Here is an 18,176-nt window from a genome sequence, read left to right on the forward strand (position 1 = left end):
CCCGGCACCGGGCGCGGGCGCCCACGAGGGGAGTGGGCGGGGCGTGGACGGGCCTGTGCCCGCGTCCGGGTCCCGGGCAGGCCTCGGCGGGGAGGACCCGGGAGATGAACGAGGCGTTCCGACCCGGGGTGTTCGTTCACCTTCCGGTCTTTACCCGGGTTCGTGCGCCTCGGTGGAATTCCGTGTGAGCCGGGCATTCGACGGGTCCGGTTCATCTCCGCGCCATCGAGTGTCTAGATGTCCTCGCTAGTTTGTGCACCGCTATACCTGAATACGCCAGAAAGGCATCCTTGATGCGAGTTGTACCTGCTGCCCTGGCCGCCTCGATGGCCGCGGCGCTCGCCTTCGCCGCGGCCGGACCGGCTGTGGCCACCGCGGCGACCGCGACCCATGCGGCGCCGCGCGTGATCAGCGACGTGACGTTGCCCGCGCCCGCCCTGGCCGACTTCGAGCCCCACCTCGTCAAGGACGACCACGGTGTCAAGCTGGGCGGAGTGGGCAGCGGTCTGTACCCCGCGGGGCGCTCCGGTGAGTACTGGATGGTCACCGACCGCGGCCCCAACGGCCAGCCGGAGATCGACGGCGAGAAGCGCCGGACCTTCCCGACGCCGGGGTTCGCGCCCGCCATCGTCCGCGTCTCCGTACAGCACGGCAAGGCGAAGATCGCACAGACGATCACCTTGAAGACCTCGGCCGGCAAGCCGATCACCGGCATGTCGAACCAGAAGGGCCACGACGAGAAGCCGTACGGCTGGGACGGCAGGACGACCCTTTCGTACGACCCGAACGGCCTGGACACCGAGGACATCATCCGTACCGCCAAGGGCGAGTTCTGGCTGGTCGACGAGTACAGCCCGTCGCTGGTCCGGGTCGCCGCGAACGGCAGGATCCTGGCCCGCTACGTGCCCAAGGGTCTCCACTTGGCCCACACCGGCTACCCCGTGCACGAGACGCTGCCGGGCATCTTCCTCAAGCGGCAGCAGAACCGCGGTTTCGAAGGACTCGGCATCTCCGGCGACCGGCTCTACGTCGCGCTGCAGAGCCCGCTGGAGAACCCGGACAAGGACATCAGCAAGACCTCCAAGGTCACCCGGATCCTCGCGGTCGACCTGCGGACCGGCAAGCCCGTCGGCGAGTACGCCTACGTCTTCGAGGACGTCACCAAGTTCGACCCCAAGGTCGAGGGTGACCAGAGCGCGATGAAGATCTCCTCCGTGGTCGGTCTCGGCGGCGGCAAGCTCCTCGTCGAGGAGCGGACCGACAACGTCGCCCGCCTCTACACCGCGGACCTGAAGGGCGCCACCAACCTGCTCTGGGGCAAGTACGACCTCGTGGGGACGAAGCCGAGCCTGGAGACGGCTCTGCCGTCGAAGGTCAAGCCGCTGGCGAAGAAGCTCACCGTCGACCTGGCGGCCGTCTCCAAGGTCCCCGGAAAGCTGGAGGGCGTCGCCGTGCTCGACCGCACCACCATCGCGGTCGCCAACGACAACGACTTCGGTCTCGGCGAGTTCGACGAGAACGGCAAGCTGATCGACACCGGCGTGCCCAGCCGCCTGCTCGTCATCAAGCTGCCCCGCGCGCTCGGATGACCACCGGCTGAGAGCTCTCCCGCCGGCCCGGACCCACAGGTCCGGGCCGGCGGCGTTCCATCGGACGGCGAGGCCGCCCACGGCGTCTCACCGATCGCGACGCCTTCGCAGGCCGCGTCTCCAGGCGAGCAGGGCGAACAGCCCCATGGAGATCCCTCCGGCGGTCGCGACCAGCGGGTCCGGCGGATCGAAGACCATCGCGAAACCGACGGTCTCCATGACCGCCATCACCGTGTAGATCGCGACCAGCCCGGTGCTTCTCGCGGCGGGATCGGCCACGATGTGATCGATCAAGGCCATGACCAGCAAGGACACCAGCAGCCAGCCGGCGAAGTTGCCGATCGGCACCCCCCGGTAGGGGCCGGGATCGTGCCAGGTCCACAGGTTCAGCCGGATCATCTGCGGGTCAAGGAACAGGTCCCAGGCGGTGAGCGCCAGCGCCCCCAGCACGATCCGCCCCCTCCGGCTCCCGGGAGCCGCCGCCGCGGCCGTGGCGTGGGCCGCCAGCCCCATGCCGCCCCACGCCAGCGCGACGATCACCGGCACCCCGCCGAGCTGCGGCCGGAGCAGATCGCCGTAGCCGTAGTCGCCGAACGGCAGGCCCGTCCTGATCCCGATCCACTCGGCCGCGTAGCCGGTCGCGACCACGGCGCCGAACGCCGCGACCGCCCTGGGGAAGGTGTGGGCCGCGGTGGCGAAGGCCAGAGCGCCGGCCGCCAGGAGGAGCACGACCACGCTGGTCAGCCGGATCGGCTGCGGGTGAAGTCCCGTGGCGACCTGCGCGGCGACCATGGACAGGAGCAGCGTCCCGCCGAGCGCGCTCGCCGGGTGCGCGACCACCGCCGCCCGCAAACCGCCGGCCGTTCGCAAACCGCCGGCCGTTCGCAAACCGCCGGCCGTTCGCAAACCGTACGCCGCTCGTGGACCGTTTGTCGCCCGCGGGCCGATCGCCGTTCGCAGGGCGTCCGCGGTTCGCGGATCGTCCGGGGACGGCCTCTTCCAGATCGCGCGTCTCACAGCTCCGAGACCGAGACGTCCGCCGTTCACCTCAGTGCTGTGCCCTCTGGAAGGTCAGTCCAGCGGCAGGCACCGGTCATGTTCGTTTCCGGATTCGTGGTGACCCCTGAGCCCGGCGGACGGAGCCGAGCCCGGCGCCCCCGCAGCGACATGTGACGGCCCGTCCCCACCGCACAGGGGACGTTACGGGCAGGTCGCGGACTCTATGAATTGCGGGACCTCCCACGTGCACGAAGGCCCCGGTCCACTTAGGTTCTAGGGATCGTTGCAACACTTGATCCATTCAGGGGTTGCAGTGTTCGAGATCCGTAAGGACCGGGGCCTTCGTCGTCACCGAGATCGACGGATCAGCGGACGTAGACGGGCGAGGTCATCGCGACCATCGCCGCGTCGTACGGGCACAGGTTCGCGCCGAGGTCGATCGCTCCGCACAGCGGGGTCTGCTCGAGCAGGTCGTTGCCGAGACGCAGTTCGGCGCGCAACCAGCCCGGCTGGGCCGGGGCGGTGAACTCGATCGCCCGGTCGCGCGTGAGGTGCTGGTCGAGCAGCGTCTGGCCGTTGGCGAGGACGCGCAGCGAGCCGTCGGTGAGCGGGTCGAGCGAGCGCACGTGCAGCTTCTCGCCCGGGCGGACGTCGTCGCCGATGACGGGCACGAAACGCCCGTCGCGCTTGGCCTCGATCACGAGCGGGCGCCCGCCGACGGCCGGCGGCAGCGCGGACACGCTGGTGCGGCTGGCGCGCAGCGCCTCGAGCACGGCACCCTGCGAGCGGTTGCGCGCGAGCACCCAGGTGGTGGGATAGCCGGCGCCCTGAGGCTGCCCGTACTGCGTCTGGGCGTCGCTGCCGCCGGTCAGGGCGACGCGTGCGCCACGCTGCAGCCAGCAGTCGAGGTAGTCCTCGGCGGCGCGGATGCTCGAGCTCGGGTTCCAGACCTCGACCGTGTCCGGCCGCACGTCGAACCCGTAGCCCCAGGTGAGCGTCGAGGCGTCGCAGCCGGCGAACTTCTTGGTGATCTTGGAGCCGGGGTGGTCGACCTGGAAGAGGCCGCCCTTCGCGCGCACCTCGTTCGCGAGCGCGTTGATCGCGGCGGCGGAACCGTCGCCGTTGCCGAGCAGCTTGTCCACGCCGAGCACGTGGGCGTCGCCCTTGACCTTGTCCTCGTAGCCGGGGATGGCGAGCACGCCGTGGCTGCCGGAGCCCGGCGCCTTCGCCGAGCGGACGTCGTTGTCGTCGGTGACCGCGAGGTAGTCGAGCCCGCGGCTGCCCGCCTCGGCGAAGCGCGAGCGGACGTCGACGCCCTGGCGGAACGGGTCGGCCGCGCTCGCGTCGTCGGTCCCGGCGCAGTAGACGTCGCTGGAGAAGCAGCTGTGGACGTTCAGGTCGCCCGCCAGCCAGCGGCCGCCCGTGGTGCTCAGATCGCCCTTGGGCGCCTTCGGCGAGCCCGCCTGCTTGCCGTCGTTGACCCAGATCGGGCTGGAGTACGCGACCGGACGCCCGTCGCGGAGGACCCGGAGGAAGTACCAGGTGTCGTCGCCCGCCTTCAGCGAGGCGTTGCGTAGAAGCGGCGATCGGCCATCGCGCTCTTGATGTCCTTCTCGGTGTTGGACTTGGCCAGGACGACGGTCTTGGCGTACTGCGAGCCGCCCCAGTCGTCCGTGCGGTCGTGCCCCTTGTCCTCGGCGCCGATCGCGCCGACGTGCCAGCCCTTGTCGAGCGCGTGGGCGTACCAGCCCTCGGGCGGGGCGTTGTGCCCGGGCGCCGAGCCGAAGTCGCCGCCGCCGTTGAAGACCTCGATGCCGGCCATCTGGTCGTCGGCCTTCGGGAAGTACTTGAAGTCCTCCCAGCCGAAGCCGAGGTCGCTGCGGACGTCGCACTTCAGCGGGCCGCACAGCGTCTTGTCGCCGGGGTGGTTGAACACCGCCAGGCCGTCCTTGCCGGTGGTCGTCAGCCAGTCGTAGAAGCGGTCCATCGCGATGGTGCCGCCGTCGGTCTCGGGCAGCGAGTTCTCGCGCGAGAAGTAGACGTTGATGTGGCCCATGCGGTCCGAGGTCCACTCGAACCCGCGGAAGCCGACGAAGTCCTTCGCGGGGTCGGTCGAGGCCTTGGCCTGATCGAGCTCCGCGTCCCACTTGCGCAGCGCGTCGAGCGGATTGACCGGATCGGCGTTCTGGCAGCTCGGCGCGACCCGCGGGTCCAGGCACTCCTCGTTGAAGGTGAACGGCGAGTTGACGTTCGAGGTGTGCTCGCTCGAGCCGACGAAGTTCAGGTCGTGCTTGTCGCGCCCAGACGCGAAGTAGTCGGCGGGCCGGGAGCCGGGCCATCCGTCGGAGTAGCCGCTGTGCTCGTGCAGCGCGCCGATGAGCTCGCGCTCGCGGGGCGCACCGGGGTGCTGTGTCGCGGCGACCGGGGCCTTCTCGATATGAGCGTCGTCTGCCGCGCCGGAGGCCGCGAGAGCGGGGCTCGCGGCTGCTATGAGGGCGAGCGCGCCCGCGGCGGCGGTAGTGAACAGCGCGCGGATGCGCATGTGTTCTCCGTCTGTTGGGTAGGGACGTCCTGCCTCGGAGGAGAGGTGGACCGGTCCACCCTTCACCCGGCCGATGGCCCCCGGATGGCCTGGACCTGAACGCCTGGCGAGGCTTTCTCGCACGGAATCGCGCCCCGCAGCGACATGCGGCGGTCCGCCCTCACCGCAGAGGAGACATCACGGGCAAGCCGCGGATTCTGTGAACCCGAACGGACCTCTGACGAATCGGGGCCAACGGGGATAGACCCCTGGACCGACTCCTCCGGCCCGATTGCGGCACTTCACGGGCGTGAATTTGACGACTCAGTCGGTCTTGGGTTGTTGGAGAGGTTGCCGGCCGGCTGCTCGACAGTGCGGGCACCGATGATGGGGTGGACGGCGCGGGAACGTGACCTGACCCAGGCGAGGGCGACCTGCGATGAGGTGACGCCCAGTTCGTCGGCCACCGTCCGGACGGCCTTGGCGACGTTGAGGTCAGCTCACTCCCATGGGGGTAGGCGGCGCCGCATGGGTGGTCAGGCGCGGGATCGCGGCGAGCAGTTCGCGGGTGTAGTCGTGCTGGGGATCGGCGAACACGGTGCGCACGTCACCGGACTCCAGCACCCGCCCGTCCCGCATCACCAGCACCCGGTCGCTCGCGTGGTAGACGACGCCGAGGTCGTGGGAGATGAACAGGTAGGCCACGCGCAGCCGGGTCTGAAGGTCGGCGAGCAGGTCGAGGATCTGCGCCTGCACCGAGACGTCCAGTGCGGACACCGGCTCGTCGCAGACGATGACCTCCGGCTCGGCTGCCAGCGCCCGGGCGATGGCCACCCGCTGCCGCTGCCCGCCGGACAGCTCCAGCGGCCGCCGCCGCAGGTACCCGGCGTCGAGCGCGACCAGCTCGAGCAGCTCGACGGTGCGGTCTCGGCGGCGGGTGCCGCGCGGGTATCCGGCGACGCCGAGCGCCTCGCCGATGACTCTGTCCACGGTGTACCGCGGGTCGAAGGAGCTGAGCGGATCCTGGTACACGATCTGCAGCCGGCGCCTGTGGGCGCGCCGCTGCTCGGAGGTAAGCGCGGTCCACGCGGTGCCGTCGACGAGCACGTCGCCGGCGTCCGGCGTCTCCAGGCCGAGCAGCAGCCGGGCGGTGGTGCTCTTCCCGGAACCGGACTCTCCCACGATGCCCAGCGTCTCGCCGGCCCGTAAAGTCAGCGAGACGTCCTCGACCGCGACGCGCGCGACGCCGTCCGGCCCGGGGAACGACTTACGCAGCCCGACGGCCGCCAGGACGGGCTCCAAGCCCGGCGCCGGGCCGGGGTCCGGGACCGCTACGGACGCCGAAGCCGCGGGCCGCTCCACCGCGGACAGACGGGTGCCCTTGGCGTGCGCCGACGGTACGGCCGCCAGCAGCGCCTTGGTGTAGGGGTGTTGCGGATCCTGCAGCACGGCCTCGGTGCTGCCGGCCTCGACGATCCGCCCGTCCTTCATGACCGCGACCCGGTCGGCCAGCCGGGCGACCACCGCCAGGTCGTGGCTGACGATCAGCAGACCGCTGCGGTTGCCCTTGAGCGAGCCGAGCAGGTCGAGCACCTGCAGGGCCACGGTCGCGTCCAGCGCGGTGGTCGGCTCATCCGCCAGCAGCAGGTCCGGGTCGCACGCGATCGCCGAGGCGATCAGCGCCCGCTGGCGCAGCCCGCCGGACAATTGGTGCGGATACTGGGCGGCCCGCACCTCGGGCTCCGGCACTCCGACCGAAGTCAGCAGTTCGTGTACCCGCGCGGCCCGCTCAGCACGGTTCAGTGCGGTGTGCAGCGTCAGCGGTTCGGCGATCTCCCGGCCCACCGGGCGCAGCGGGTCGAGCGAGGCCAGCGCGTCCTGCAGCACGAAGCCGATCCGCGCCCCGCGCACCCGCCGCCAGGTCCGGTCGGTGAAGCCGGTGACGTCGGTACCGTGGAATCGCAGCCGGTCGGCGTGCACTCGGGCGCCGTACCCGGTGAGGCCGACCAGGGTACGGGTCGTCACGCTCTTGCCGGAGCCCGACTCCCCCACCAGCGCAAGGCACTCCCCGCGCTGCAGGGCGAAGGAGACTCCGTCGACGACCCTGGTGCCGTGGAATGCGACGGTCAGCCCGGCGACGTCGAGCAGGCTGCTCATGTGGTTCTCCCTTCGGAGCGGCGGCGCAGTTCGCGGCCGAGCACGGTGATGGACAGCACGGTCAGCGTGATCGCCACACCCGGCACAGCCACCAAGAGCCAGTCGTTGGAGATGTACTGGAGGCCGTTGGAGAGCATGTCGCCCCACTCGGCAGCCGGCGGCTCGGTCCCCAGCCCGAGGAAGCTCAGCGCGGCGCCGGCGCTGATCGCGGTGCCGATCCCGATGGTGGACAGCACCAGCACCGGCCGGATCGCGTTGGGCAGAACGTGCCGCCAGACCACCGTGGAGCGCCGAATGCCCAGCCCCGTCGCCGCCTCGACGAAGGTGGATCGGCGCACGATGTGCGTCTGCGCCCGTACGATCCTCGCGTAGGACGGGATGCTGGCGAACGCGACGGCGAACATCGCGTTGGTGCTGCCGGCACCGGCCAGTGTGATGACCACCAGCGCCAGCAGCAGTTCCGGTACGGACAGCACGACGTCGATCAGCCGCATGATGAGACTCTCGGTCAATCGGCTGCCCAATCCGGCGATCAGCCCCAGCACGGTGCCGCCGGCGACCGCGATCGCCGTCGCCCCCAGCCCCATCACCAGCGAGGGACGGGCCCCGTAGACCATCCGGCTGAGCACGTCGCGGCCGGATTCGTCGGTACCGAGCAGGTGGCCGGCGCGGGGCGACAGGAACGCCCCGTCGATACCGATCTCCAGGGGGTCGTGCGGGGCCAGAAGTTGTGGCACGAGGGCGGCGGCCACGACGACGGCCGCGAACAGCCCGGCCAGGATCAGCCCGGGGCGCGGCCGGATGCGGCCCGCCCGCGGCAGCGCCGCGACCGTGGCGGTCAACGCGCTCACCGGGTCACCAGCCTCGGGTCGATGAGCGTGTACGCGATGTCCACCAGCAAGTTCACCACGACGTACACGAAGGCGGCGAAGACCACCAGCCCCAATACCATCGGGATGTCCTTCGTGGTAACCGCGGAGAGCATCAGCTGCCCCACTCCCTGGCGGACGAACAGCGTCTCGGTGATGACCGCGCCGCCCAGCAGACCGCCGACCACGAAGCCGGACATCGTGACGATCTGCACCAGCGCATGGCGCAGGGCATGCCGTACCCGGACCGCGGTGTCCCGCATGCCGCGGCTGCGGGCGGTGAGGATGAACGGCTGCTCCAGCACCTCCTCCAGTTCGCTGCGCAGCACCTGGGCGAGCACCGCGCCGATCGGCAACGCCAGGGTGAGCGTCGGCAGGACCAGCGCGCGCGGCCCGTCGTTCCCGGAGACGGGAAAGACCTTGAGGGTGAACGAGAAGATGATGAGCAGCACAATGCCGATCACGAAGGTCGGCGTCGAGGACAGCGTCAGCTCCACTCCGGAGGCGATCGACCGCCACGGCCGCCGCCGCGCGGTCAACACCGCCACCGTGATCGCCAGCAGCACCGCCACCACGGCCGCGGACACCGCGAGCTGGACGGTCTGGCCGAGCTGCTCGGTGATCGCCTGGCTCACCTCGATCCGCTGCTGGTAAGACTGGCCCAGGTCGCCGTGGAGCAGGCGACCGATGTAGTCCAGATACTGGTGGTAGAGGGGCTGGTCCAGGCCGAGGTCGCGGCGGACCTGGTCCAGCAACTCCTTCGTCGGGTTGGCGCCCTGGCCTGCCACGGTGGACAGCGCGGCATCGCCCGCGGTGACGTGCAGCGCGATGAAGCTGAGCGTGGCCGCGCCCCACAGAACCCCCACCCCGGCGATCAGCCGTACCCCGATCCGTTTGGCGATGGCGACCGCGGTGGGGTGCCCGGCGAGCCGGGTCGTCGTCGCGCCGCGGGCGGTCATTTCGTGAGCCACGCGTAGGTGAACACGGGCGTGGCATGCGACGTGTCCGTGATGACGCCCCGCAGCTTCTTGCTCGTGGCCCACAACACCGAGTTGTCATAGATCGGGACACCGGGCACCAGGTCGACCAGCCGCTGCTGGACCTTGCCGTACAGGTCCTGGAGTTTCGCGCCGTCGGTGGTCTGACGGGCCTGTTCCAGCCATCCGTCGATCTGGGGGTCGGAGAGGTGGGACAGGTTCTGCCCGAGGCGCTTCTCGTTGGGGATGCTCTCCGTCGCGTACTTGATGTAGAGCACGTCCGGCGTGTTGGTGTGCCAGACCCCGGAGAGGAGGTCGTAGTCGCCGGCGTACCGCAGCGTGGTGATCTGCGTGAGGGGCAACAGGTTCACATTCACCTTGAAGCCGACCGCCTTGGCCTGTGCCTGGATCAGGTTGTAGATCGGGCTGACCGTGGCCGTCTGGGTCACCGGCAACTGCGCCTCCAGGACCTTGCCGTCCTTGGTGCGGTAACCGTCGGCGTCGCGCCCGGTCCAGCCGGCCTGGTCGAGGAGCTGGTTGGCCTTCGCGGTGTCGTACCCCGGGAACTTCGCGTTCGGATCGTAAAACTGGGTGACCCGGTCGAGGAAACCGGTCGCCGGTTGCCGCTGTCCGAACCCGATCGTCTGGATGATCGCCGGCACGTTGATGGATGCGGCGAAAGCCTGGCGGACCTTGATGTCGTCGAACGGCGCGCGGGAGAGGTTGAAGTCGAAGGTGAACGGCCAGCCGATCCGGTTGTTGTTGTGGAAATCCAGGTCGGGGTTGGACTTCACAGCCTGCGCGTTCTGCGCCGGCAGATAGCCGGTGGCCTGGTACTGGCCGCTGACCAGCGAGTTGAAGCGCACCGCGTCCTGGCCCACCCAGTCGACCTTGATGCCGTCGAGATATGCGGGACCGGTGTGCTTGAACAGGTCGGGCGGCCAGTTGTAGTCGGCCCGGCGGGCGAAGGTGACGCTCTGGTTCTTGGTGTAGCCGGTCAGCACGAACGGGCCGGAGCCGACCGGGTGCTCGCACAGTTGCGCCGGAGTCTTTTCCTTGATCGCCTTGGGCGACTCCATCCCGAGCCAGCCCTGGGCCAGCACCGTCAGGAACGGGACGTACGGCCGGGACAGATGCACTTCGAGCGTGTGGTCGTCGATGATTTTGCTGTCCTTGTACGGCGCGATGTACGGGCCGGCCAGTGGGGAGCGGGTCGCAGGGTCGAGCATGTGCTCGAAGTTGGTGACGACCGCCCGCGCGTCGAACACGGCCCCGTCGCTGAAGGTCACGCCCTTACGCAGATGGAAGGTGTAGGTCCGGGCGTCGGGCGAAATCTCCCAGGAGGTGGCCAGCCACGGCGACGGGTTGCCCTTCTCGTCGAGGTAGACCAGGTTGTCGGTGAGGATGTGCCCGAAGATCTGCTCCACGTCGGAGGAGATCGCGTGCGGATCGAGGCACAGCGGATCGAGTGACATCGACAGGTTCAGGGTGCCGCCGTGCACCGGTTGATTGGAGCCGATGTCGGTGACGCCCTGGGTGGCGCCTCCGCAGGCCGTCAGCAACGACAGGCCGGCCAGCGCGGTGATCAGGCGCCGGATGGTTCTCGGGGGGAACAACGAACGCTCCTCATGGGATGCGGGGACAGCATGGAAGTCGCGCCGGCCGTACCTGCGAGGGCGGCGTCCGGACGGAAGGGAATAGACGATCAGGAGTGGGGGATGACTCGGCCCAAACCGGCCGGAATCTCCTCCAGCCGCGGGAGGTCCGCTGTCACGACGCTCATCTGGTCTCCCCTCTCGCGGACGCCGCTTCTCGCGGTCTGCGGCTCCCCGCGGGAGCCGAGCCGTCGGCGGCACATGGGTGTTCACAAGGCGACCGCAGCCTCCGGGCTTCTTCCCGTGGGACGCGGTAGGGCTCGGAGATCCGACGGCGATCTCACCGGATCAGCGGGGTCGTAAGTCCGCGATCAGCAACACTGCGCGCTTGCGACATGGCCGAAGTCAACGTGGTGGCGCCGAGTCAGGTGGACATTCTGGCTCATAAACCTCAATTTATGGGCTAGAGACATAGAAGTCAACATTTCCTACTGGTTTTACATGAAATATATGATCGTCGACACGGCCGGCTTCGGAACGCTCCGGTCGGATGAGCGAGCCTGGTGGCTCACGATTCCGCTGACACCGCGCCAGGTTCAGCCACACCCTTGGGGCCTCGGTCCGCGGTGCGGAACGCCGCGCCCGGATGAGTGTCCGGCAGTCGGTGGATGCCGGGGCCCAGGAGGCGCTCGCGCAAGGTGCTGTCGTCGTAGGACGTGCGGTAGCGACCTCGTCGCTGGAGTTCCGGAACGACGAGCTCGACGAAGTCCTCGGCCGTGCCCGGCGAGAGGTACTGCATGAGGTTGAACCCGGCCGCGCCTGTCTCGTCCGCCCAGCGCTCGATCTCGTCGGCCACTCGTTCCGGCGTGCCGGCCACGAAGAACGGTCCTCCCCGTCCGATGCGGCCGACGGATTCGAGCACGTCCCTGACTCGCAGGCCCCTGCCCACCAGGGGGCGTATCGCGCGCTCGGTGAAGTCGCCGCCCCGGGCGACGATGTCGTCGATCGTGTCGTCGGGGTCGTAGGCGGCCAGGTCGATCCCGCTGCCGCGCTGGGCCAGGAACCCCTGCGGTCTGATGTGACGCTGCAGGTCGGCGACCTTGGCGTCGGCCTCCTCCTGGGTCCTGGCGACGATCACCGACGCGCCGGGGAAGACCTTGACGTGCTCGGGGTCGCGGCCGAAGGCCACGGCGCGCCGCTTGATGTCGGCGATCTCCTCGCGCAGCGCCTCGATCGACGGGGCCCCTGTGAAGATCGCCTCCGCGTGCCTGGCCGCGAAGTCCTTACCCCGCTCCGAGTTGCCGGCCTGGTAGATCACCGGGGTGCGTTGCGGGGAGGGTTCGGACAGGTGGGGTCCGGCGACGCGGAAGTGTTTTCCGTCATGGTCGATGGGGTGGACCTTCGCCGGGTCGGCGTAGATCCTTCGTTCCCGGTCGCGGATGACCGCGTCGTTCTCCCAACTGCCCTCCCACAACTTGTAGAGGACTTCGAGGTACTCCTCGGCGATCTCGTAGCGCAGGTCGCGCTCGATCTCGTCGTCGAGCCCGAAGTTCCTGGCAGCGCTGCGCAGGTAGGAGGTGACGACGTTCCAGGCCACCCGGCCCTTGGTGAGGTGGTCGAGGGTGGACATGCGGCGCGCGTGCGCGAACGGAGGTTCGTAGGTGGTGGAGAAGGTCACGGCGAAGCCGAGATGCCGGGTGACCGCCGCCATCGCGGGCACGACGAGCAGCGGGTCGTTGGCCGGCACCTGCACCGCTTCGCGGATCGCGGTCTCGGGTCCACCCTGATACCGGTCATACAGCCCGACCACGTCGGCGAGGAAGACCGCGTCGAACAGGCCGCGTTCCAGCAGTGTGGCGAGCCCGGTCCAGTAGTCGATGTCGGTGTAGCGGTGCCGGTTGTTGTCGGGGTGCGTCCACAGGCCGTGCTGGATGTGGCCGACACAGTTCATCTCGAAGAGGTTGAAGTGGATGATCCGGCGTTCGATGTCAGTCACGTTCACTCACTGCGGGTTCGGTTGGTTTGGGCGATGCCGCCGGCCCGGCCGGGCGACCGGCCAGGCCTGGCTCGTCTGCTCGGGATCGGGAGGGGGCGGGGCCCGTTCGACGGCCGCTGCCGCGCATCTGGAGCGGCTCGACGAAGTCGACGTCGTATCGGACGCGCGCCCCGGGGACATTCCCACACCATACGGACCTGTCGAGAAAATGCAACATTGCCTACTGGTTATACATGAATTAGGGTCACTCTCGACGCCACTACGCACCAACGGACGGCACCATGAGCATTGACAGCGCACCATCGCGATCCCCTGACCGATCGGCCGCGCACGTGATCGCAGACGAGGAGGAGGCGCTGGCCGTGGGGCGGGCGCTCGCCGTCGAGTTCGCGGCGGGAGCGGCCGGGCGCGACGCCCAGCGGAGGCTGCCCCGGCAGGAGCTGGACCGGTTGTCGGCCAGCGGATTGCTCGGGGTCACCGTTCCGCGTGAACACGGCGGCGCGGATGTGAGCGCGCGGACCATCGCTGAGGTGTTCCGACTGCTGGCCGCCGCCGATCCGAACATCGCCCAGATCCCGCAGAGCCATATCGTCTACGTGAACGTGCTGCGCCATCAGGGCAGCCCCGCTCAGCGGGAGCTCTTCTTCGGCGAGGTGCTGGCGGGCAGGCGCTTCGGCAACGCGCAATCCGAGGCGGGGACGAAGCACGTGCAGGACTACCGGACGCGGTTGATTCGCGCGGGTGACCACTTCGTGCTGCGCGGTGTCAAGCACTACAGCACGGGCGCGCTGTTCGCCGACTGGATCCCGGTTCTTGCCCGTGACGAGGACGAGGCGCTGCATGTCGCGTACGTGCCCCGCGACGTCCCCGGGCTGACCGTGGTGGACGACTGGGCCGGAATGGGACAGCGGACCACGGCCAGCGGCACGGTACGGCTCGAGGACGTTCCCGTGCCGGCCGCGCACGTGGTGCCCCACCACCTGACGTTCACCGGGCCGCAGTTACACGGCGCGCTGGCGCAACTACTGCACACGGCGATCGACGTCGGAATCGCGGGAGGCGCGTTGACCGAGGCGGTGGAGTTCGTGCGGACCAAGGCCCGACCCTGGTTCGAGAGCGGCCAAGAGACCGCCGCGGAGGACCCGCTGGTCATCCAGCGAGTCGGCGAACTCTCCATCAAGGTCCGCGCGGCCGAGGCGTTGCTGGTCGCGGCCGGGGAGGCGGTCGACGCGGCGCGCGCCGACCTGAGTGCGGAGTCGGCCGGCGCGGCCTCGATCGCCGTGGCCACCGCGAAGGCCTACGCGGACCCGGTCGCGGTCGAGCTCGGCAGCGCCGTCTTCGAATTGGGCGGCACCCGGTCCAGCCTGGAAGGGCTCAATCTGAACCGGCACTGGCGCAACGCCCGCACCCACACCTTGCACGACCCCGCGCGCTGGAAGGTCCAGCACATCGGTCGGTACGTACTCAACGGACAGCTTCCACCCCGCCACGGCCTGCTCTAGGGATAGCCATGACTTTGACCTTTCACTGGTTCCTGCCCACGTACGGTGACAGCCGCGACATCGTCGGCGGCGGGCACGGACTGCCCGCGGGATCGGCCGGCGGCGCCCGGCCGGCCACCTTGGCCTACCTGCGCCAGATCGTGCACGCGGCCGAACAGCTCGGCTTCGTCGGCGCCCTGACGCCCACCGGCGCCTGGTGCGAAGACGCCTGGCTGACCACGGCCATGCTCGTCGAGACGACCGAACGGCTCAAGTTCCTGGTCGCGTTCCGGCCGGGCTTCATCACCCCGACCCTGGCCGCGCAGATGGCCGCCACCTTCCAGCGCCACTCAGGCGGCCGGCTGCTGCTCAATGTGGTCACCGGCGGGGAGAGCCACGAGCAGCGCGCGTACGGCGACTTCCTCGACAAGGACGCCCGGTACGCGCGTGCGGACGAGTTCCTGCACATCGTGCGGGGCCTGTGGAAAGGAGAGGTGGTCGACTTCGCCGGCGAGCATCTGAGAGTCGAGGGCGCGCAGCTCAACCGGCTGCCCGACCCGGTGCCGGACATCTACTTCGGCGGCTCGTCCGCCGCCGCGGGCCGGGTCGCGGCCCGCCACGTCGACGCGTACCTCACGTGGGGAGAGCCCCCTACCGCCGTGGCCGAGAAGATCGCCTGGGTGTCCGGCCTCGCGGCGGCAGAGGGCCGCAGCCTCCGCCAGGGCATCCGGCTCCATGTGATCAGTCGGGACACCAGCGAGCAGGCGTGGGCGCAGGCCCAGCGGCTGCTCGACGGCATCGATCCAGCCACCGTCGATCAGGTCCAGGCAGGCCTCGCCCGCAGCGAGTCCGAAGGGCAGAAGCGGATGCTCGACCTGCACGGCGGCGGTCGCGACGGATTGGAGATCTATCCGAACCTGTGGGCTGGGGTGGGCCTGGTCCGCGGCGGAGCCGGCACCGCACTGGTGGGCAGCCACACCGAGGTCGCCGACCGGATCGAGGAGTACCACCGCCTCGGCATCACCGAGTTCGTCCTCTCGGGCCATCCCCACATCGAGGAGGCGTACTGGTTCGGCGAGGGCGTGCTGCCCATCCTGCGCAGCCGCGGGCTCTGGGAGCACCCGCAGGCCCAGCAGGACGCGGACCAACCGGCCACCATCCCCTTCGCCTCGGCGTCTCGCTGACACGACCCCTCCGCCTGGAAGCGGGACCGTCTACCTGCTCCCGTTCGGCAGCGGATGTTCAGCGTGCCCGGCTGCGTATCGCCGTTGTGGTAGGAGGTTCGCGCGGAGTGTCAGTGCCCGGTCCTCGACGTGCTCCGGACGTCGGCGCCGACCGTTGGAAATGGCATGGCGTAATATGGTGAATACGGTGCGCCGTCCGGCGGTGCCTCCCCGTCGAGGCCGGCCCTGCCCGATCGCCGCACTCCTGGACGCCGGTGTGGCCGCCCGCGCATGGCGCGGACCGCCTCGGTGACGCCTGAGCCGAGGCGGTCCGCCGGGTGCGGGTGAAGACCTGGCCACGGGTGCCGTCCGAGGAGGGCGCCGACCAGGAACCGCAGAGGTCGCGCCACCGGAAGGGGGCCCGAGATGCGCTTCGACATGATCGTGGAGACGCCGCAGAGGTCGCGCAACAAGTATGAGATGGACCCGGTCAAGCAGAGGATCCGGCTGGACCGGCTGCTGTTCACCTCGACCGCCTATCCCTACGACTACGGGTTCGTGCCCGGCACCCTGGCCGAGGACGACGATCCGCTCGACGCCCTCGTGCTCGGCGACGCTCCGACGTTCCCCGGCTGTGTGATCAGCGTCCGTCCCGTGGGGGTCTTCTGGATGCGCGACGAACGCGGCCCGGATGCCAAGGTCCTGTGCGTGCCCGCCAACGACGTCCGCTTCAACGACATCCAGGACATCCAGGACGTCCCGCCGTACGTGCTCAGCGAGATAGGCCACTTCTTCGACGTCTACAAGGACCTTGAGCCCGGCAAGAGCACCAACGTCCGTGGCTGGGAACCACGGGCGGAGGCCGAGAACGTGGTCGTCCAGGCCGTGAGCCGCCTCTCACGGCCGTAGGCTTCCCCGGGCGGATCCGAGCGCGATCTTGGAATGGATCTCCGGCGAGGTACGGCCGGCGTGGCCCTGTGAAGGCGGGCTGCCGGTCGACTAACTGAGCAACCCCCGTCGATAGCCCTCGCCGACGGCGGCGGCGCGGTCGCGGACGCCGAGTTTGTCGTAGATGTGCAGCAGGTGGGTCTTGATGCTGGCCTCGCTGATGAAGAGTTTGGCGGCCGCCTGGCGATTGGAGGCTCCGTCGGCGACGAGGGCGAGGACCTGGAGCTCGCGGTCGGTGAGGGCGGCCTTGACCGGTCTGCGCACCTGGCCCATCAGGCGGCCGGCGACGGAGGGGGACAGGACCGGCTCGCCCGCGGCGGCGGCGCGGACGGCGCGCAGGAGTTCGTCGGTGGGGGCGTCTTTGAGGAGGTAGCCGGTGGCGCCGGCTTCGATGGCGGGCAGGACGTCGGAGTCGCCGTCGAAGGTGGTCAGGACGAGGGTCTTGATGTGGGGGTGGGAGTGGCGCAGGGCGGTGATGGCGGTGACGCCGTCCATTTCGGGCATGCGCAGGTCCATGAGGACGAGGTCGACCTCGAGCGCGACGGCGCGGTCGATGCCCTCGCGGCCGTTGGCGGCTTCGCCGGCGACGTCGATGTCGGGTTCGGCTTCGAAGGCGGCGCGCAGGCCGTCGCGGACGATGGGGTGGTCGTCGACGATGAGGAGGCGGATCACCGGGGGTTTCCTCGGAGCGCGGGGACGGTGGCGCTGACGGCGGTGCCCTCGCCGGGCGTGCTCTCGATTTCGAGGGAGCCGCCGACGCCGCGCAGGCGTTGTCTCATGCTGCTGAGGCCGAATCCTTTGCCGTTGGGATTGTGGATGCCGGTGCCGTCGTCGCGGACGTCGAGGAGGACGACGGCGTCGGTGTAGGAGAGGGTGAGGCCGGCGCGGGTGGCGCCCGCGTGTTTGGCGACGTTGGCGAGGGCCTCCTGGGCGACACGGAAGAGGGTGACCTCGATGGCGGGGCTGAGGGGGACGCGGTCGCCGGTCACCTCGACGTGGAGGTCGACGCCGGTGGTCTGGGTCCAGTTGCGGGCCAGGGTGGTCATGGCCTCGGGGAGGTGGGCGTCCTCGAGCTGGTGGGGCTGGAGGGCGGCGACGGAGCGGCGGGCTTCGGTGAGGCTGTCCTGGGCGAGGTCGAGCGCGAGTTCGAGGTGGGTGTCGGAGTCCTCGACGCGTTGGGCGGCGCGTAACTGGGTGATGATGCCGGTGAGGCCCTGGGCGAGGGTGTCGTGGATCTCGCGTGCCATGCGCTGGCGTTCGTCGAGGATGCCGGCCTGGTGGGCCTGGGTGAGGAGCTGGGCGTGGAGGTCGGCGTTCTCCTCCAGGGCGGTCTGAAGGTCGCTGACCGCTTTCTGGTATTTGCGCTGCCGCTCCTCGATCCTGATGCCCGCGATGCAGCCGCCGCCGATGGCGACGGTCTGCACGGCGATGATCGCCAGGTGGAAGGCGATGAGCTGGATGGTGGCCTGGGTCCAGTCGAGCGTCGAGCCGTACAGGACGAAGGAGGTGGCGGCGACGGCGGCGAAGGTCCACCTGGAGGGAGCGAAGTTGGCGGCGATGAAGAAGCCGGAGATGCAGTAGATGACGAAGATGGGGTCGTGGAAGGTCAGCAGCGCGGTGGTGGCCAGGAGGCCGACGAAGTGAACGGTGACGGCGACCCTCCGCCGGCGTACGGCGGCGGGGAGGAGGACGTGGGCGCCGAGAATCCAGGCGAGGGCCAGGGCGGTGAGCACGAGGGTGCGGGGGATCTTGCCCTCGGGCTGGTCGGGTGAGGCCAGGCTGATGACGAGGGAGGCGGCGAGGGTGATGTAGGGGACGATCTCGACGACGTGCCCGAAGCGTCGCTCCCAGGTGGAAGGGGGGAAGGGGTCGTTCATCCGG

General features: G+C 69.7%; 14 protein-coding genes and 1 pseudogene. 4 read left to right on the forward strand and 11 right to left on the reverse strand.

The window, feature by feature from the left end; all coding sequences use genetic code 11:
• Positions 1–293 precede the first annotated feature (293 nt).
• Positions 294–1,589, forward strand: coding sequence for an esterase-like activity of phytase family protein (locus tag J2853_RS07970; RefSeq protein ID WP_307556323.1), 1,296 nt, complete (start codon positions 294–296; stop codon positions 1,587–1,589).
• 87 nt (positions 1,590–1,676) lie between these two features.
• On the opposite strand, the gene J2853_RS07975 is transcribed toward J2853_RS07970, so the two are convergent.
• From J2853_RS07975 to J2853_RS08015, 9 genes and pseudogenes are all read right to left on the reverse strand, one after another.
• A complete protein-coding gene (locus tag J2853_RS07975; protein ID WP_307556324.1) occupies positions 1,677–2,459 on the reverse strand; it encodes a carotenoid biosynthesis protein in 783 nt (260 codons plus the stop codon).
• Positions 2,460–2,953: 494 nt separating this feature from the next.
• On the reverse strand, positions 2,954–4,255 hold the full coding sequence (locus tag J2853_RS07980) for a CehA/McbA family metallohydrolase (protein ID WP_307568630.1): 1,302 nt from the start codon (positions 4,253–4,255) through the stop codon (positions 2,954–2,956).
• Positions 4,147–5,130 carry a hypothetical protein gene (locus J2853_RS07985; RefSeq protein WP_307556325.1) on the reverse strand — a complete coding sequence of 328 codons (984 nt, stop codon included), beginning with the start codon at positions 5,128–5,130 and terminating at the stop codon, positions 4,147–4,149. Before J2853_RS07985 ends, J2853_RS07980 begins: the two co-directional genes overlap by 109 nt.
• A gap of 281 nt (positions 5,131–5,411) precedes the next feature.
• Positions 5,412–5,591: pseudogene (locus J2853_RS07990) on the reverse strand (aldo/keto reductase); the annotation flags it as partial.
• A gap of 13 nt (positions 5,592–5,604) precedes the next feature.
• Positions 5,605–7,266: a dipeptide ABC transporter ATP-binding protein gene (locus J2853_RS07995; RefSeq protein WP_307556326.1), complete on the reverse strand. Its 1,662-nt coding sequence runs from the start codon at positions 7,264–7,266 to the stop codon at positions 5,605–5,607.
• On the reverse strand, positions 7,263–8,117 hold the full coding sequence (locus tag J2853_RS08000; protein WP_307556327.1) for an ABC transporter permease: 855 nt from the start codon (positions 8,115–8,117) through the stop codon (positions 7,263–7,265). Before J2853_RS08000 ends, J2853_RS07995 begins: the two co-directional genes overlap by 4 nt.
• Positions 8,114–9,094: an ABC transporter permease gene (locus J2853_RS08005; protein ID WP_307556328.1), complete on the reverse strand. Its 981-nt coding sequence runs from the start codon at positions 9,092–9,094 to the stop codon at positions 8,114–8,116. The genes J2853_RS08000 and J2853_RS08005 overlap by 4 nt, the downstream gene beginning before the upstream one ends.
• Positions 9,091–10,728, reverse strand: a complete 1,638-nt coding sequence (locus tag J2853_RS08010) for an ABC transporter substrate-binding protein (RefSeq protein ID WP_307556329.1) — start codon at positions 10,726–10,728, stop codon at positions 9,091–9,093. Before J2853_RS08010 ends, J2853_RS08005 begins: the two co-directional genes overlap by 4 nt.
• Positions 10,729–11,275: 547 nt before the next feature.
• Entirely contained in the window at positions 11,276–12,703 is a 1,428-nt protein-coding gene (locus J2853_RS08015; RefSeq protein ID WP_307556330.1) for an LLM class flavin-dependent oxidoreductase, read from the reverse strand.
• 281 nt (positions 12,704–12,984) lie between these two features.
• Here J2853_RS08015 and J2853_RS08020 point away from each other — a divergent pair, with 281 nt between their 5' ends.
• The 3 genes from J2853_RS08020 to J2853_RS08030 all read left to right on the forward strand — a co-directional run bounded on the left by J2853_RS08020 (position 12,985) and on the right by J2853_RS08030 (position 16,256).
• The gene (locus J2853_RS08020) at positions 12,985–14,205 is read left to right on the forward strand and encodes an SfnB family sulfur acquisition oxidoreductase (RefSeq protein WP_307556331.1); all 1,221 of its coding nucleotides are present in this window, start codon (positions 12,985–12,987) and stop codon (positions 14,203–14,205) included.
• Positions 14,206–14,213: 8 nt separating this feature from the next.
• Positions 14,214–15,368 carry an LLM class flavin-dependent oxidoreductase gene (locus tag J2853_RS08025; protein ID WP_307556332.1) on the forward strand — a complete coding sequence of 385 codons (1,155 nt, stop codon included), beginning with the start codon at positions 14,214–14,216 and terminating at the stop codon, positions 15,366–15,368.
• 405 nt (positions 15,369–15,773) lie between these two features.
• On the forward strand, positions 15,774–16,256 hold the full coding sequence (locus J2853_RS08030) for an inorganic diphosphatase (protein WP_307556333.1): 483 nt from the start codon (positions 15,774–15,776) through the stop codon (positions 16,254–16,256).
• Positions 16,257–16,346: 90 nt separating this feature from the next.
• Here J2853_RS08030 and J2853_RS08035 read toward each other — a convergent pair whose 3' ends face one another.
• Positions 16,347–16,967: a response regulator gene (locus tag J2853_RS08035; RefSeq protein ID WP_307556334.1), complete on the reverse strand. Its 621-nt coding sequence runs from the start codon at positions 16,965–16,967 to the stop codon at positions 16,347–16,349.
• A complete protein-coding gene (locus tag J2853_RS08040; RefSeq protein WP_307556335.1) occupies positions 16,964–18,172 on the reverse strand; it encodes a sensor histidine kinase in 1,209 nt (402 codons plus the stop codon). Before J2853_RS08040 ends, J2853_RS08035 begins: the two co-directional genes overlap by 4 nt.
• Between the last annotated feature and the right edge of the window lie 4 nt (positions 18,173–18,176).

This window comes from Streptosporangium lutulentum (assembly GCF_030811455.1).
In the GTDB taxonomy this organism is placed as follows: Bacteria; Actinomycetota; Actinomycetes; order Streptosporangiales; family Streptosporangiaceae; genus Streptosporangium; species Streptosporangium lutulentum.

Coding starts and splice junctions, on each gene's coding strand:
- J2853_RS08005 (WP_307556328.1), bottom strand. CDS start 9,094: ATGACCGCCCGCGGCGCGACGACGACCCGGCTCGCCGGGCACCCCACC.
- J2853_RS07970 (WP_307556323.1), top strand. CDS start 294: ATGCGAGTTGTACCTGCTGCCCTGGCCGCCTCGATGGCCGCGGCGCTC.
- J2853_RS08025 (WP_307556332.1), top strand. CDS start 14,214: ATGACTTTGACCTTTCACTGGTTCCTGCCCACGTACGGTGACAGCCGC.
- J2853_RS08020 (WP_307556331.1), top strand. CDS start 12,985: ATGAGCATTGACAGCGCACCATCGCGATCCCCTGACCGATCGGCCGCG.
- J2853_RS08030 (WP_307556333.1), top strand. CDS start 15,774: ATGCGCTTCGACATGATCGTGGAGACGCCGCAGAGGTCGCGCAACAAG.
- J2853_RS07995 (WP_307556326.1), bottom strand. CDS start 7,266: ATGAGCAGCCTGCTCGACGTCGCCGGGCTGACCGTCGCATTCCACGGC.
- J2853_RS07985 (WP_307556325.1), bottom strand. CDS start 5,130: ATGCGCATCCGCGCGCTGTTCACTACCGCCGCCGCGGGCGCGCTCGCC.
- J2853_RS08040 (WP_307556335.1), bottom strand. CDS start 18,172: ATGAACGACCCCTTCCCCCCTTCCACCTGGGAGCGACGCTTCGGGCAC.